This window comes from Sphingomonas sp. (assembly GCF_042095875.1).
In the GTDB taxonomy this organism is placed as follows: Bacteria; Pseudomonadota; Alphaproteobacteria; order Sphingomonadales; family Sphingomonadaceae; genus Sphingomonas.
This window is the reverse complement of record NZ_JBELMJ010000057.1, coordinates 1-15131: the sequence shown is the minus strand read 5'-3', so window position 1 is coordinate 15131 and position 15131 is coordinate 1. Positions and strand designations below refer to the sequence as shown.

The window sequence follows — 15131 nt, the reverse complement described above, 5'->3', positions numbered from 1 at the left end:
GCGCCGATGACGACGACCGATTGCAGCTCCTCCAGCCCGTCCATCTCGGCCAGGATCGTGTTGACCACGCGCTCGGTGACCTGCGGCTCGCCCATGCCACCGCCTCGTGCGGGCACCAGGCTGTCGAGCTCGTCGATGAAGATCACGGTCGGCGCGACCTGGCGCGCGCGCTGGAACAGCCGCGTGATCTGCTGCTCGCTCTCGCCGTACCATTTCGACAGCAGGTCACTCGACTTGGTGGCGATGAAGTTCGCCTCCGCCTCGCGCGCGACCGCCTTGGCGAGCAGGGTCTTTCCGGTGCCGGGCGGGCCGTAGAGCAGGAAGCCCTTCGCCGGGCGGATGCCCAGGCGGCGGAACGCGTCAGGGTTCTTGAGCGGAAGCTCGACGCCTTCCTTAAGCCGCATCTGCGCGTCGTCGAGCCCGCCGACGTCGCTCCACTTGGTGGTCGGCGCCTGCACCATCACCTCGCGCATCGCGCTCGGCTGCACGCGTTTGAGCGCACCGATGAAGTCCTCGCGCGTCACCGCCAGCGTGTCGAGCACCTCGGGCGGGATCGTCCGCTCCTCCAGGTTCAAGCGCGGCATGATCCGGCGCACCGCCTCGATCGCCGCCTCGCGCGTCAGCGCGGCGAGGTCGGCGCCGACGAAGCCGAAGGTCGTGCGCGACAGCTCGGCCAGATCGACCTTATCGCCCAGCGGCATGCCGCGCGTGTGGATGCCTAGAATCTCGCGCCGCCCGCGCTCGTCGGGCACGCCGACGACGATCTCGCGGTCGAAGCGGCCCGGGCGACGCAGCGCCTCGTCGATCGCCTCCGGGCGATTGGTCGCGGCGATGACGACCAGGTTGGCGCGCGCCTCCAGCCCGTCCATCAGCGTCAGCAGCTGCGCGACGACGCGCTTCTCCGCCTCACCCGACACCTGCCCGCGCTTGGGTGCGATCGAATCGATCTCGTCGATGAACACGATCGAGGGCGCGTTCTTCGCTGCTTCCTCGAACACCTGGCGCAGCCGGCCTTCCGATTCGCCGTAGGCCGAGCCCATGATCTCGGGGCCGTTGATCAGGAAGAATTGCGCGTCCGACTCGTTCGCCACCGCGCGCGCCAGCCGCGTCTTGCCGGTGCCGGGCGGGCCGTAGAGCAGCAGCCCCTTGGGCGGATCGACGCCCAGCCGCTGGAACAACTCGGGATAGCGCAGCGGCAACTCGACCATCTCGCGCAGCTGGTCGATCGTGCCTGCCATGCCGCCGATATCGTCGTAGGTGACATCGGCGCGGCGCGCGGCCTCGGGCTCCTCGTACTCGGGGCGCAGCTCGATCTCGGTGTTCTCGTCGATGTGGACGATGCCCTTGGGCGTCGCGGAGACGACGAGCAGGCGAATCTCCTGCAGCGCGTAGGCGGGAGCGTTGACGAACCGTTCCATTCCGGGCGGCATGTTCTGCACGCGCTGGTGACCGGCGGTCGCGACGACGTCGCCCTGCGCGAACGGGCGGCCGATGAAGGTACGCTTGAGCGCGTTGGACGAGCCTTGCAGGCGCAGGTTCTGCTGCGCGGGGGCGAAGACGACGCGGGTGGCGGGCTTCGACTCGGCGCGGCGCACCTCGACGAAATCGCCCGAGCCGACCCCCGCATTGGCGCGCTGCAATCCGTCGATGCGGATCAGCGCCAGTCCTTCATCTTCCGCATAGGGGCCGACCGCGCGCGCAGGGGTGACCTTCTTGCCCGAAATCTCGATCACGTCGCCGTCGGTGATGCCCAGCGACGCCATGATCGCGCGCGGCAGGTGCGCAATGCCGCGCCCGGAATCCTCGGGGCGCGCGTTCGCGACCTGCAATTTGGTTGCCTGCTGGTTGTTCGTCTCGGCGTCGGCCATCGTTTCCTCACTCGCTCGAAAGCGTCGAGCGCGGGAGATAGGCGGCGGGTTCCCGATTGCGACCATCGACGCGGCGGATGCTGATCCAGCGCAGACGAAAAAAGGGCCGATCAAATGACCGGCCCGTGAAAGTTTTTAGGAGAGGATGCCTGAAAGGCCCGACCTTTCTGGTTCGCGGCGGCTTATGTTGCAAGTGCGAAAAGGTCGTAGTACGATTGCAGAAATGGCAATCGCTTGCCATCAACGATCGCCATTGTTCGCGGTTCGCGCCGTGTCGAAAACGGACCAGCCATGCGCCGTCTGCCACCGCTCACTGCCATCGAAGCGTTCGTCGCGGTCGCGCGACTGGGTTCGATCAAGGCGGCGGCGACCGAGCTGGCGCTGTCGGCCCCCGCGCTCAGCCGGCGTATCCAGACGCTGGAGCGCTTCCTGGGGCGCCCGCTCTTCGATCGGCGGCACCAGGCGATGATGCCCAACGCCGACGGCGACCGCTTGCTCGCCGCGATCGCGCCCGCGCTCGACAGCCTGTCGGACGCGGTGGAATCGATGACCAGCGGTGGTGAGGTGCTGCGGCTGCGCCTGGGCGTGCTGCCGTTGTTCGCGTCGCAGCGGTTGTTCCCCAAGCTCGCGCAACTGCGCGCCGCGCGGCCCGAACTGCACCTCGACGTCGATACCGGCAGCAACGCGATCTCGCGGCTGGGCGAGGGACTGGACGCAGTGATCGTGCTGGCGCGCGAGGTCGATCCGACGCTCTACGCCGAGCGGTTGGACCGCAACAAGGTGTACGCGATCGGCGCGCGGACGCTGCTGGAGGGTCCAGAGCCGCTGCTGCGTCCCGAGCAACTCGTAGATCACAGCGTGCTGCTCCACCGCGACATGGCAGACAATTTCACCGCCTGGCGCCATGCCGCGGGGATCGGCGAGGTCGAGCCGCAGGCGGTCGACCATTTCGACTCGGGCGCGCTGATGCTGGAAGCGGCGGCGCAAGGGCTGGGCGTCGCGTTCATGCTCGAGAGCCACTTCAACGACGCGAACGATCCGCGGCTGGTGCGCTTGTTCGAGCTGGAGGTGGAGAGCCCCTATTCCTACTGGTTCGTCTGCCGCCCGCGTGCGCTGCAGACGAAGCCGGTGCGCATCTTCCGCGACTGGTCGATCGCGACGCTGCGCACCGACTGACTCGCCGCACCCACACCGGCGCGGCGAGCCTCGACTAGGTCGCTTACTCGGCCTTCGCCTTGACGATCTTGCCCGGCTCGCGCGGCGGCTCGCCCTTGGGCAGCGCGTCGATCAGCTCCATGCCGTCGGTCACCTCGCCCCAGACGGTATACTGGTTGTCGAGGAAGCGCGCGTCGTCGAAGCAGATGAAGAACTGCGAATTGGCCGAGTTCGGGTCCATCGTTCGCGCCATCGAGCAGGTGCCGCGCACGTGCGGCTCCTTGTTGAACTCCTGCTTCAGATTGGGCTTCTTCGACCCGCCGGTGCCGTTGTGGTTCCCGCCGTCGCCGCCCTGCGCCATGAAGCCGGGGATGACGCGGTGGAACGGCACGCCGTCGTAGAAGCCCTCGTTTGCGAGCTCGCCGATGCGCTTGACGTGCTCGGGCGCGAGGTCGGGGCGCAGGCGGATCGTCACGTCGCCGCCGTCCAGCGTCAGCGTCAGGGTGTTGAAGGTGTCGGCCACTCATTATCCTTTCGTATTCGTGCGCCACAGTTAGTGTTGCATCGTTCGGGAGGCAAATGGCGGAGCCGGGCAAATGGTGCATGGCCAAGCGCGCGGGGCGGCGATAAGGCGCGGCGTCAGCGCACAGCAGGGAGGCACGCGACATGAGCGAGACCGAGCTTCCCGACCTCGAACGTGACGAGGCGATCGAGCAGGGCGACCAGCTTGATGAGGACGATCGGCTGAAACCCGCCTTCGTCGCGGCGGTGCTGGACGCGGTCGAGGACGGCGACGTCGATGCCGCGCGTGCGCTCGTCGCCCCGCTCCACCCCGCCGACATCGCCGACCTGTTCGAGCTGACGCCCGAGGACCGCCGCGCAGGGTTGGCCGCCGCGATCGCCGACCATCTCGACGCCGACGTGTTCGCGGAGATGAACGACTATGTCCGCGAAGCGCTGATCGACGCGCTCGACGCGCGGCAGGTCGCGGAGATCGCGAGCGAGCTCGACACCGACGACGCGGTCGCGATCATCGAGGACATGGACGTCGAGGACCAGCGCGAGGTCCTGCGCGCGATGGAGCCCGACGACCGCGCCGCGATCGAGGAGGCATTGTCCTACCCAGAGGAGTCAGCCGGGCGCCTGATGCAGCGCGACCTGGTCGCGGTGCCCGAGCATTGGACGGTCGGCGACACGCTCGATTACCTGCGCGGCCACGACGAGCTGCTGACCGACTTCTGGGAAATCTTCGTCGTCGATCCCGCGCATCGCCCGGTCGGCACCTGCGCGCTGTCGTGGATTCTGCGCACGCCGCGCGGGATCGCGATCGGCGACGTGATGCAGCGCGAGCAGACGCTGATCCCGGTCGACATGGACCAGGAGGAGGTCGCGCTCCGCTTCCAGAAATACGCGCTGATCTCGGCGGCCGTTGTTGATGGATCGGGGCGGCTGGTCGGCATGATCACCGTCGACGACATCGTCCACATCATCCAGCAGGAGGCGGGCGAGGACGTGCTGCGCCTGTCGGGCGCGGGTGAGGGCGACATCAACGAACCGATCCGGCTGACGGTGCGCACGCGCGTCGCGTGGCTGGTGGTGAACCTCGGCGCGACGATCCTGTCCGCCTCCGTGGTCGGGCTGTTCCAGGGCGAGATCGCGCGCTTCGCGTTGCTCGCCGCGCTGATGCCGATCGTGTCGGCGCTGGGCGGCAATGCGGGGACTCAGACGCTGGCAGTCATGGTGCGCGCGCTCGCCACCAACCAGCTGACGAGTTCGAACACGGTGCGGATGCTATTTCGCGAGTTCCGCATCGCGCTCGCCAACGGCGTCGCGCTCGGCACCGTCGGCGCGGTCGGCAGCTACGTGGTGCTCGGACACCTGCAACTCTCGATCGTGTTCGCGATCGCGATGATGATCAACAGCGTGGTCGCCGGGCTGGTCGGTGTCGTCGTGCCGGTCGCGCTCGACAAGGCGAACGTCGATCCCGCCGTATCGTCGGCGGTGTTCGTGACCACCGCGACCGACGTGATGGGGTTCCTGTCGTTCCTGGGGCTGGCAGCCTTGTGGGGGCTGTCGGGCTGACCCACATGCTCGTGGCATGTCCCTGCCACCGTTGCATTTGACGAAAGTTGCGTTCGGCGCGACGAGCCTAGACGTCCTGACCGACCGGCTGCGCGCGCGCGCCGCGGCGGGCGAGCTGTTCCTGACGACGCGCTACCTGCCCAAGCGCCACGAGGAGGTCGCGGGGCGCGGCTCATTATACTGGATCATCAAGCACCAGCTCGTCGCGCGCTCGCCGATCGTGCGCTTCGGCGAGGCGGAGGGCGGACGCGTCGCGATCCACCTGTCGCCCGACTTCCAGCTGATCCACGCACGCCCGCGCCGCGCGCACCAGGGCTGGCGCTACCTCGAGGCGCACGAGGCGCCGGAGGACCTGTCGGGAGAAGCGGGCGACGGCGTCGCCGCGATGCCGCCAGTGCTGGTCGGGCGGCTGGTCGAACTGGCGCTATTGTAGGCAGAAGGCCGCAGGGATTTCACGCCGACGCGGATGCGCGAGTGCACATGCGCGGAATCGTGTTCGATTGAGCGAACGCGAGGTGCTGTGCGGCAGAGCTGAATGTCCGGTCGTTCAGCTTGCATATCGGCGCTCGAGCGTCGAGCCCGCCGGCATCTGGACGCTTTCAGCCATTTTTCAGCCGCGGTAGTATGGCCCGCGCATCCAGTTCCGCCGCATCGGCCCTCTCATAAAGCCCGGACAAATGGGTCGGAGCGAAGTAGGGTTCGGTATGCTCGTCGCATCGTAATAGCTACCCTCGACAAAGCGCCACACGCCGTTCGTCTCCGCGATCAACGTTAGCCGTTTTGTCTCGGTTTCGGCGACGAGGCGAGTATTCTCTTGCATCACCTTGATGTCTGCTAGCGGGCAGCGGAGGGCAAGCTCGACAGGTCACAGATATGCCAATGTGGACCTCTGCTGGTGCATGATGCCGGCTGCGATCGCCCCTGCGCCCATTCGCCGCCCCGCGCGTTGTCCTCGCTCACGCCAACGGGAGCACCACCATGACCGACGACACCGCCGTTCAGGCCCGCCGCCGCGAGATCGCGAGCGAGCATCTGTTGTTCAAGCTGATCGAATATGTCGAGCAGCGCCATCCGGGGTTGCTCGACCATCTCGAAGGCAGCCTCGATCATCTCGGCGATCCCGCGCGCGACGAGACCAAGGACGATGAGGCCGTGCGCGAGATCGCGCGGCGCATGATCAACGGCGCCCGGCACGAGATCGCCGAGTAACGATCCGCCCTCGCAGCAGCGATCAATCGCTGCCCAGCTTCCCCTTGAGCGCGGCGAAGGGGTTGGCGGGTCTCGCTTCCTCCTCGCTGATCACGCCGGCCTCGCGCAACACCTCGGCGGCGCGTGGCGCGCGGGGGAAGGGATCGAGCGCGAGCGCCATCGTCTCGGCGGCGGTCTCGCCCAGGTCGATGCCGCCGCCCTCGATCTCGACCGTGTCGATCTCCTCGCCGGCGAGTTCGTACTCGTCCTCGTCGCCGGCCGGCGCGCGCGTGCCGGCCGGGTGAACGAAGCGCAGCTCCACGGGCTCGTCGACCTGCGCGGGGATGGGATCGCCGGTGACCGAGCACGCCTGCGTCACCGTGGCGGTGACGCGGCCGCGCACCGCGACGCCTGCTGCCTCCTGCCGCACGGTGAAGCGCCCTTCGAGCCGGTCGAGCGCGAGGAGGCCGAAGCGCTTAGCCAACGCGGCGCGCTCGCCCTCGCGCGCGCTGATCGACACATCGCGCGGGTCCGATCCGATCGCGTCGAGCCGCTCGATCCGGCTGAACTCGGGCGCGGTCACGGCAGCTGTCCTTCCATCAGCGCGTCGATCGAGGTGTCGCGGAGCGCAGCGTGCAGCGCGAGCAGCGCGCGGCGCACGTGCGCGACCGCCTCGGGCGCGGGCGCCGCGCCGCGGTACAGGTTGCGCACCAGCGCCGCGTCGAGCGTGCCGTCGGCGATCCCCTCGCGATACGCGCCCAGCCGGCCGCCGAGCATGCCCATCATCCGCCCGACGTGCTTGCCGACCACCATGTCGCCGAAGCCGATCTGGCGCACCTGCGCGTCCATGTCGTCGACGAACCGCTCCGTCAGCATGGCGGACGGCGCCGCGCCTTCAACGTCGGTCTCCAGGCGCAGCTGCACCATCGCGAGCACCGCCGCCACCATGTCGAACCGCCCGTCGAGCGTGTCGGGCACCGCGCCGTCGAGGTACCAGTGCGGCGCGCGCGCGCGCGCGATCACCGCGTCGTACAAGGGCAGCGCGGCGCTGCGGTCACGCCCCGCGAACAAGGATCTCAGCCAGCCCAATCTTCTCGCCAGTTCATCAATGGTGTGCACGCCGGCACGCTTGTGTCGCGCCCGCGCGGCGCATATTGGAGATGAAGGTCGCATCTGTCCACGCTCGGGCACGCGGCGAACAGTCGTGAACGTCCGCTTGAATGTGGCGCCGCCGGAGAGTCCATGCGTTTCCTTCTTCCTCTCTGCCTGACCGCCGGGCTGCTGGCCGCGGGCTGCACGCCGCTGCGCTCGCACCAGGGATATATCGTCGACGCCGACTTGGTGAACTCGGTGCAGCCGGGCGTGGATAACCGCGCGTCCGTGCTGGCGACGCTCGGCCATCCGACCTTCGCCAGCCAGTTCAACCAGGGCGACTGGTATTACGTCGCGCGCGACAGCCGCAATTACGCGTTCAACCCGCCCAAGGCGGCGGAGCAGCTGACGATGCAGATCAGCTTCGACGCAGCGGGCAACGTCACCGCGATCCGCAAGTCGGGCGTCGAGCAGGTCGCGCAGATCGATCCGTCGCGCAAGACGACGCCGACGCTGGGCCGCAGCCGCAGCTTTTTCTCCGAACTGTTCGGCAACATCGGCGCGGTCGGCACCGCCGGGGGTGCCGGCGGCGGCGGGCGCGCGGGCGGACGCGACCAGCCGTAACCGACCGGGCGCGACGCGTTCTTCCCGTGCGTCACGTTGTCCGGTCGCGCCGTATAACCCGTCCGGGTCCTCGACCGTGCGAGCTGTCGTTTCGCTGACAGGTGCATTCGCCGCCGGTTCAGCCGCGGCGGCCTAGCTTCCCTTCATGCCCCGCAAGAGCGGGCGTGAAGAGGAGGTAGTTCATGCGTACGCTTATCACCACCGCGCTGCTCGCCGCCGTCACATTGCCGACGGCCGCCTCCGCGCAGTCGCGCGCGGAGCTGCGCCGCGACCGGCAAGATATCCGGCAGGAGCAGCGCGATCTCGCCCGCGCGCGCCGCTGGGGCGACCGCGACGACATTCGCGACCAACGCGGCGACCTGCGCGAGGCGCGGCGCGAGTACCGCGAGGACCTGCGCGGCCGCTACGGCGACCGCGATCGCGACTGGGGCCGCGGCGACTGGTCGGCGTGGCGCCAGCAGAACCGCAGCCTGTACGCGCGCGGCAACTGGCGCGCCCCGTTCGGCTACCAGCGCTTCCGCCCCGGCGCGCGGATCGGCGCGAACTATTACGGGTCGCGCTACGTGATCAACGATCCGTGGCGCTACCATCTGCCGCCGGCGCGCGGTTACGCGCGCTGGGTGCGCCACTATAACGACGTCGTGCTGGTCGATCAGCGCCGTGGCATGGTGGTGGACGTGATCCGCAACTTCTACTGGTGAGGTGACGCAGGGCGCGGTCGATCCGGATCGGGCAATTGTTCCGATCGGCCGCGCCGCAATTTACGCGTCGGCGCGGCCCGTACCGGCTTGGGGTCGGCACTGGTCCCGAAAGGGGGATCAAAGGGACCAGTAGGGCGAACGCGGACGAGTCAGTTTTGTTCTCGCCCGCCGATAATTCTTGGTTCAGCGACCGCGACACGGCGCAGATCCCGTGACGAATACCGCCAGGACGTAATCGTCGATGTGGTCGAGAAAAACGTAAGTTTTAACAACTTGCGCGCCAATTGCGTATTTTGCAGACTTGCTGCGGGGAACAGCGGCGGGGGCGGGAACGGCGATGAGCGTGGCCACGGCAGCGCTGCAGGCGTGCGACGGCGTGCTGCACGAGACCATGCTGTTCGCAGCCGTCATGTTCTTCGTCGGTGGACTGGACGACCTGCTGGTCGACCTCGCCTATCTGGCGTGCCGCAGACCGTCCGACCTGCTTACCGACGTGCCGGCGTCTCCCGACGAGCCGCTGGCGATCTTCATCGGCGCGTGGGACGAGCAGGCGGTGATCGGCGCGATGCTGCGCGCCGCGCTCGCGCGGGTGGATCATCCGAATTATCGCATCTTCGTCGGCTGTTACCCCAACGATCCGGGCACGATCGCGGCCGTCGCCGCGATCGGTGACCCGCGCATCCGGCTAGTGGTGGGTGACCGCGCGGGGCCGACCACCAAGGCCGATTGCCTCAACACCTTGTGGCGCGCGCTGGTGCGCGACGACGCGGCGCAGGGGCGGCAAACGCGCGCGGTGATCCTGCACGACGCGGAGGACGTGCTGCACCACGCCGAGCTGCGCGTGGTCGCGCATCACCTGCGCGCGCACGCGGCCGTGCAATTGCCGGTGGTGCCGCTGATCGACCCTGCCGCACCGATGATTACCGGCCACTACGCCGACGAGTTCGCGCTGGCGCACGCGATCACGCTACCGGTGCGCAGCGCAATCGGCGCGGCGATGCCGCTCGCGGGCGTCGGCTGCGCGATCCGGCGCGACGCGCTAGACCAGCTCGCACAGGCGACGGGCGATGCTCCGTTCGAGCCTGCCAGCCTAACCGAGGACTACGAACTCGGGCTGCGGATCGCGGCGCTCGGCTATCGCAGCTGCTTCGTGCGGGTGCGCGAGCGCGGCGCGCTGGTGGCGGTGCGCGCCTACTTCCCCGACACGGTGCGCGCGGCGGTGGTGCAGAAGGCGCGATGGATGACCGGCATTGCGCTCGCCGGCTGGGACCGAACCGGCTGGGGCGGGCGCTGGCGCGTGGCGGAGCTGTGGATGCGGATGCGTGATCGCCGCGCGCCGCTGGCGGTGCTGACGCTGGCGGTCGGCTACTTCGCGCTGGTCGCCTGGGGCGTGTCGATGCTCGGCCACTACCTGATCGGCAGCGCGCCGCCGGGGACGAGCGACCTGCTCGCCGCGCTGCTGTCGGCGAACGCGATGCTGCTGGCGTGGCGATTACTGGTGCGCGCGCGTGCCACCGCGCACGAGCACGGCTGGCGCGAGGGGCTGCGATCGGTGCCGCGCGCAGTGGTGGGCAACGTCATCGCGCTGCTCGCCGCGCGCCGCGCGGTGATCCGCTACATCGGCATGCTGGTCGGCCGCGCGCCGCGCTGGGACAAGACGAGCCACCGCTTTCCCGCCGTGTTGCCGACGGCATGATGCGGGTGCGGATCGGCGGGCAGGGCCGGCCGCTGCGATTCCTGATGATCGTCATCGGCGGCTGGACCGGTGCGCGCGTCGCACTGGTGTGGAACGATCCCGCGGGCGAGCGGCTGATCGCCGCGCCCCGCCTCGCACCGCTTCGCCGCGCCGACGCACGCCCGGCGATCGCGCCCGCGCCGCTGATCGCCGCGGCGAGTTTGGCGGCGAGCGAGATGCCGCTGGTGCGAGCGCCGCGCGGCCCGTCTGTGCCCTCCGCGCGTCGCGGTTCGTCGCGGCTGGTGAGCGAGATCTCCGCAACCAATTACGCGACCACGGACGAAACGCGGTTTGCGAGCGCTGCCGGTTCCCTCGCAGCCTTCCGGCCGCTCGATCAGCCGCCTGAGCAATCAGGCGCGGCGATCGGCATCCAGGCGGCGCAACCCGTCGCCACCGCGCTGCCGACGCGCGCGCGCTGGTCGGGTAGCGCTTGGGCGTTCGTGCGCGGCACCGGCGCGGCGGGGGGCGTCGCGACGCCGCAACTGGGCGGCAGCCAGATCGGTGCGCGGGTCGCCTACCGGCTCGACTCGGCGGGCCGCGTCGCCGCGGTCGCGCGTGCCGCCGCCGCCACCGGCGTGCGCCAGCAGGAGGCGGCGGTCGGGGTCGAGTGGCAACCGACGCGCGCGCCGATCCGCATCGTCGCCGAGCAGCGGATCGGCATCGCCAACATCCGCGGCGGCCCCGCGCTGGGGCTGGTCGGCGGGGTGAGCGCGCTGCCGCTCGGCGCGGGGCTGCGCGTCGACGGTTACGCGCAGGGCGGGGTGATCGCGCGCGACCGTGCCGACGGTTACGTCGACGGCGCGCTGTCGATCGGGCGAACGGTCGCGACGCGCGGCGCGCGGCTCGAACTCGGGCTGGGCGCGTGGGGCGCGGCGCAGCGTGGTGCGTCGCGGCTCGACCTCGGCCCGGCCGCGACGCTGGTGCTGCCGGTTGACGGGCGCGGCATCCGCGCGGGCGTGCAATGGCGCGAGCGGATCGCGGGCAATGCCCGACCGGGATCGGGCGCGGTGCTGTCGCTCGGCGCCGATTTCTGACCGCTGTTGCGAGGGGGAGAGTTTTGATGGTCGTGCCTCGTCAAGCGCGGACAAATGAGACGCCAATCCGGTTCCCGACGGGTTGAGTCGCATTCTTTCGTCGCCCCGGACTCGATCCGGGGTCCCGCTTTTCTTCGGACTTCGGGGCAAGGCAGCGGGATCCCGGGTCAAGCCCGGGATGACGGTGTACGGGGGAGATTGAAAACTGCGTTGACGGTTCAGCCGGTTGGTCCACGCGCTTCTAGGGCGGTCGCGCCAGCCGCATGCGCGGCTTTCGCTGTCCGCGCGAAGCGACTAACCCGGCGGGCATGGACGTCTACCTGCCGATCGCGAACCTGTCGGTGAACGCGCTGGTGATGATCGCGCTGGGCGCGGGCGTCGGGCTCCTGTCGGGGATGTTTGGCGTAGGAGGCGGGTTCCTGACCACGCCGCTGTTGATCGTCTACGGCATTCCGCCGACCGTCGCGGCGGCCTCGGCGGCGAGCCAGGTGACCGGCGCCAGCGTGTCGGGCGTGTTCGCGCACTTTCGTCGCGGCGGCGTCGACGTGAAGATGGGCGCGATCCTGGTGTCGGGCGGCGTCGCGGGGTCGGTGCTGGGCGCCTTCCTGTTCCGCCTGCTGCAGGCATCGGGGCAGATCGATACGGTGATCGGCATCGTCTACGTCGTGCTGCTCGGCTGGATCGGCACGCTGATGGGGACGGAGGCGATCGGCTCGATCCGCGTGCTGCGCGGGGCGGCGCCGCCGCGCCCGCGCCGGCGGCGGCACCATCCGCTGGTCGCCAGCCTGCCGTGGCGCACGCGCTTCTACGCCTCGGGGCTGTACATCTCGCCGCTCGCGCCCTTCCTGCTCGGGCTGGGGGTCGGCATCCTGACCGTGCTGCTGGGGGTCGGCGGCGGGTTCGTGCTGGTGCCGGCGATGATCTACCTGCTCGGCATGGCGACGTCGGTGGTGGTCGGCACCTCGCTGTTCCAGACGTTGTTCGTGACCATGGTGGCCACCATGGTGCACGCCACCACGACGAAGGCGGTCGACATCGTGCTCGCCGGGCTGCTGCTGGTCGGGTCGGTTGTGGGCGCGCAGGTCGGCGCGCGCTTCGCCAATCGCGCGCGGCCCGAGTATCTGCGGCTCGCGCTCGCGGTCGTGGTGCTGCTGGTGTGCGCGCGCGTCGCGCTGGGGCTCGCGTGGCGGCCGGGTGAGATCTACACCGTCGAGCTGTCGTGAGCCGCGCGCCGCTACGTCGCCACCTGTCGCTGCTGCTCGCCCCGCTGCTGATGGGGCAGGCGAAGCCGGTGCTGGTCCCCGACGTCTCGCAGCGCGACATCGAGATCAAGTACAGCTTCACCGGTGCCGAACTGCTGCTGTTCGGCGCGATCCTCTACCCGGGCGGACGCTTGCCCGCGGGAAACGACCGGACCGAGATCGCGATCGTGCTGAAAGGCCCCGCGCAGTCGATCGTGATCCGCGAGAAGGAGAAGGTCGCCGGCATCTGGATCAACGCGGAGGCGCTGCGCTACCGCTCCGCGCCGTCCTTCTACGCCATCGCCTCGTCGCGGCCGATCGACCAGCTGGTGGATGCGCGCACCCGCGCGATCTACGAGCTGGGGCTCGACAGCCTGCAACTCTCGCCCGTGTCGACCGCGCCGTCCGCGGTGCAGAACCGCTTCACGCGCGGGCTGGTCGAGCAGCGCCGCCGCACCGGGCTGTTCGTGGAAGCGCCGGGCGCGGTCGAGATCACCGACAACGTGCTGTACCGCGCGCGGCTGACCATCCCGGCGCGCGTGCCGACCGGGCGCTTCACCGCCGAGACGTTCCTGATCCGCGACGGCCGCGTGCTCGCCGCCGCGGTGCGCGACATCGACGTGCGCAAGACCGGGTTCGAGCGCTTCGTGACGCGCGCCGCCGATCGCCACGCCATCCTCTACGGGCTGAGCGCGGTGGCGCTGTCTGCGCTGCTCGGCTGGGGCGCGGGACGGTTCGCGCGCCGCACGTAAATCGACCGCGTTCCCGTCCGAAACGGATACATCCACGCAAAATTTACATTATCGGCCTAGCAGTGCGACTCATGAACGGCATCCTGCCCGCATGAACGATCAACCGCGCTCTTCCGCCTTCGGCGGCATGTGGGCGAGCGCGCCCGCGGCGGCGGCGCCCATGCTCACGGTCGAGCCGATCGGCTACGTGCTCGAGATCGCGGGATCGCGCAGCGAGATCGTGCTCGACATGGCGGCGCTCGCCCCGCTCGCGAATGCCGAAGACGTGGTGCTGGCGAGCGCGGGGCAGGTCGGTGGACAAATAAAGGTGCGCGTCGGCGCCACGTGGCTGGTCGCCAGCATCCGCTCGCTGAAGCTCGCGCCCGGTACCGCGGGGCAGATCGTCGCAGCGGTCGACTTCCTGGGCGAGGGCGACGAGGAGCAGCTGACCGGCAAGCTGTTCGCGTTCCGCCGCGGCGTGACGCGCTACCCGATGCCGGGAACCGAGGTCTATCCCGTCTCGGCGAGCGACTTGGTGCAGGTCTACGCCGCCGACGACCGCGCGACGATCGAGGTGGGGCACGTCTACCCGACCAAGGACGTGCGCGGCGCGCTGTTCATCGACGCGATGCTGGGCAAGCATTTCGCGCTGTTGGGCTCGACCGGCACCGGCAAGTCGACCTCGGCGGCGCTCATCCTGCACCGCATCTGCGAGCTGGCGCCGCAGGGGCATGTCGTGATGATCGACCCGCACGGCGAATACGCCGCGGCGTTCAAGCACAACGGCGCGCTGTACGACGTCAACAACCTGCAGATGCCGTATTGGCTGATGAACTTCGAGGAACATTGCGAGGTGTTCCTGACCTCGACCGGTGCCGACCGGCAGGTCGACGCCGACATCCTCGCCAAATGCCTGCTCGCCGCGCGCGCCAAGAACCGGCTCGGGCAGGAGATTGCCAAGCTCACCGTTGACGCGCCGGTGCCCTATCTGCTCAGCGACCTGTTGCAGCTGATCCAGCAGGAAATGGGCAAGATGGACCGCGCCGGCTCCACCGCGCCGTACCTCAGGCTCAAGACCAAGATCGAGGAGATCAAGGCCGACCCGCGCTTCGGCTTCATGTTCAGCGGCATGCTGGTCGCGGACACGATGGCCGCGTTCGTCAGCCGCGTCTTCCGCCTGCCCGGCGACGGCAAGCCGATCTCGATCATCGACGTGTCGGGCGTGCCGAGCGAGATCACCTCGGCGGTGGTCGCGGTGCTCAGCCGCATGGTGTTCGACTTCGCGATCTGGTCGCGCAACGAGCCGCAGCGCCCGATCCTGCTCGTGTGCGAGGAAGCGCACCGCTATATCCCCAGCGATCGCGACGCGCAGAGCGCGGTCTCGCGCATCCTGAGCCGCATCGCCAAGGAAGGCCGCAAGTACGGCGTCTCGCTCGGGCTCATTACGCAGCGTCCGTCCGACCTGGCGGAGGGCGTGCTATCGCAGTGCGGCACGATCATCGCGATGCGGCTCAACAACGAGCGCGACCAGGCGTTCGTGCGCGCGGCGATGCCCGAAGGCGCGCGCGGCTTCCTCGACTCGATTCCCGCGCTCAGGAACCGCGAGTGCATCGTCTGCGGCGAGGGCGTGTCGATCCCGGTGCGCGTCATGCTCGACACGCTGGAGGAGGCGAAGCGCCC

General features: G+C 69.4%; 15 protein-coding genes. 11 read left to right on the top strand and 4 right to left on the bottom strand.

The features are described 5' to 3' along the window. Positions 1 to 1868 (bottom strand): AAA family ATPase (locus ACFDS6_RS15070; RefSeq protein WP_375272926.1); only part of this gene is annotated, 1868 nt, incomplete at its 3' end. Between the two features lie 291 nt (positions 1869 to 2159). Between ACFDS6_RS15070 and ACFDS6_RS15065 the strand changes: the two genes are divergently transcribed. Next, a complete protein-coding gene (locus tag ACFDS6_RS15065; RefSeq protein ID WP_375272925.1) occupies positions 2160 to 3044 on the top strand; it encodes a LysR substrate-binding domain-containing protein in 885 nt (294 codons plus the stop codon). A gap of 43 nt (positions 3045 to 3087) precedes the next feature. Here the strand turns inward: ACFDS6_RS15065 and ACFDS6_RS15060 are convergent, their stop codons facing one another. Next, the gene (locus ACFDS6_RS15060; RefSeq protein ID WP_375272924.1) at positions 3088 to 3546 is read right to left on the bottom strand and encodes a peptidylprolyl isomerase; all 459 of its coding nucleotides are present in this window, start codon (positions 3544 to 3546) and stop codon (positions 3088 to 3090) included. A gap of 143 nt (positions 3547 to 3689) precedes the next feature. Here ACFDS6_RS15060 and mgtE point away from each other — a divergent pair, with 143 nt between their 5' ends. The 3 genes from mgtE (at position 3690) to ACFDS6_RS15045 (ending at position 6314) form a co-directional block, all read left to right on the top strand. Further along, complete coding sequence (mgtE, locus tag ACFDS6_RS15055; RefSeq protein WP_375272923.1) at positions 3690 to 5105, top strand: magnesium transporter; 1416 nt, start codon at positions 3690 to 3692, stop codon at positions 5103 to 5105. A gap of 16 nt (positions 5106 to 5121) precedes the next feature. After that, positions 5122 to 5538 (top strand): DUF1489 family protein, encoded by a 417-nt coding sequence (locus tag ACFDS6_RS15050; RefSeq protein ID WP_375272922.1) that lies wholly within the window; start codon positions 5122 to 5124, stop codon positions 5536 to 5538. Between the two features lie 545 nt (positions 5539 to 6083). Continuing rightward, positions 6084 to 6314: a hypothetical protein gene (locus tag ACFDS6_RS15045; protein WP_375272921.1), complete on the top strand. Its 231-nt coding sequence runs from the start codon at positions 6084 to 6086 to the stop codon at positions 6312 to 6314. 22 nt (positions 6315 to 6336) lie between these two features. Here ACFDS6_RS15045 and ACFDS6_RS15040 read toward each other — a convergent pair whose 3' ends face one another. Together ACFDS6_RS15040 and ACFDS6_RS15035 are read right to left on the bottom strand one after the other, a co-directional pair. Continuing rightward, positions 6337 to 6876 (bottom strand): DUF177 domain-containing protein, encoded by a 540-nt coding sequence (locus ACFDS6_RS15040; protein ID WP_375272920.1) that lies wholly within the window; start codon positions 6874 to 6876, stop codon positions 6337 to 6339. Beyond that, entirely contained in the window at positions 6873 to 7382 is a 510-nt protein-coding gene (locus tag ACFDS6_RS15035) for a ubiquinol-cytochrome C chaperone family protein (RefSeq protein ID WP_375272928.1), read from the bottom strand. Before ACFDS6_RS15035 ends, ACFDS6_RS15040 begins: the two co-directional genes overlap by 4 nt. 153 nt (positions 7383 to 7535) lie before the next feature. Between ACFDS6_RS15035 and ACFDS6_RS15030 the strand changes: the two genes are divergently transcribed. The 7 genes from ACFDS6_RS15030 to ACFDS6_RS15000 all read left to right on the top strand — a co-directional run. After that, positions 7536 to 8009 carry an outer membrane protein assembly factor BamE gene (locus tag ACFDS6_RS15030; protein ID WP_375272919.1) on the top strand — a complete coding sequence of 158 codons (474 nt, stop codon included), beginning with the start codon at positions 7536 to 7538 and terminating at the stop codon, positions 8007 to 8009. A gap of 182 nt (positions 8010 to 8191) precedes the next feature. Then, complete coding sequence (locus ACFDS6_RS15025) at positions 8192 to 8710, top strand: RcnB family protein (protein ID WP_375272918.1); 519 nt, start codon at positions 8192 to 8194, stop codon at positions 8708 to 8710. A gap of 337 nt (positions 8711 to 9047) precedes the next feature. After that, positions 9048 to 10406, top strand: a complete 1359-nt coding sequence (locus ACFDS6_RS15020) for a glycosyl transferase family protein (protein WP_375272917.1) — start codon at positions 9048 to 9050, stop codon at positions 10404 to 10406. Then, complete coding sequence (locus tag ACFDS6_RS15015; RefSeq protein ID WP_375272916.1) at positions 10403 to 11479, top strand: hypothetical protein; 1077 nt, start codon at positions 10403 to 10405, stop codon at positions 11477 to 11479. The genes ACFDS6_RS15020 and ACFDS6_RS15015 overlap by 4 nt, the downstream gene beginning before the upstream one ends. A gap of 308 nt (positions 11480 to 11787) precedes the next feature. Then, positions 11788 to 12702 (top strand): sulfite exporter TauE/SafE family protein, encoded by a 915-nt coding sequence (locus ACFDS6_RS15010; protein WP_375272915.1) that lies wholly within the window; start codon positions 11788 to 11790, stop codon positions 12700 to 12702. 50 nt (positions 12703 to 12752) lie between these two features. Further along, a complete protein-coding gene (locus tag ACFDS6_RS15005) occupies positions 12753 to 13472 on the top strand; it encodes a TIGR02186 family protein (protein ID WP_375272927.1) in 720 nt (239 codons plus the stop codon). A gap of 91 nt (positions 13473 to 13563) precedes the next feature. Next, positions 13564 to 15131 (top strand): ATP-binding protein (locus ACFDS6_RS15000; RefSeq protein ID WP_375272914.1); only part of this gene is annotated, 1568 nt, incomplete at its 3' end.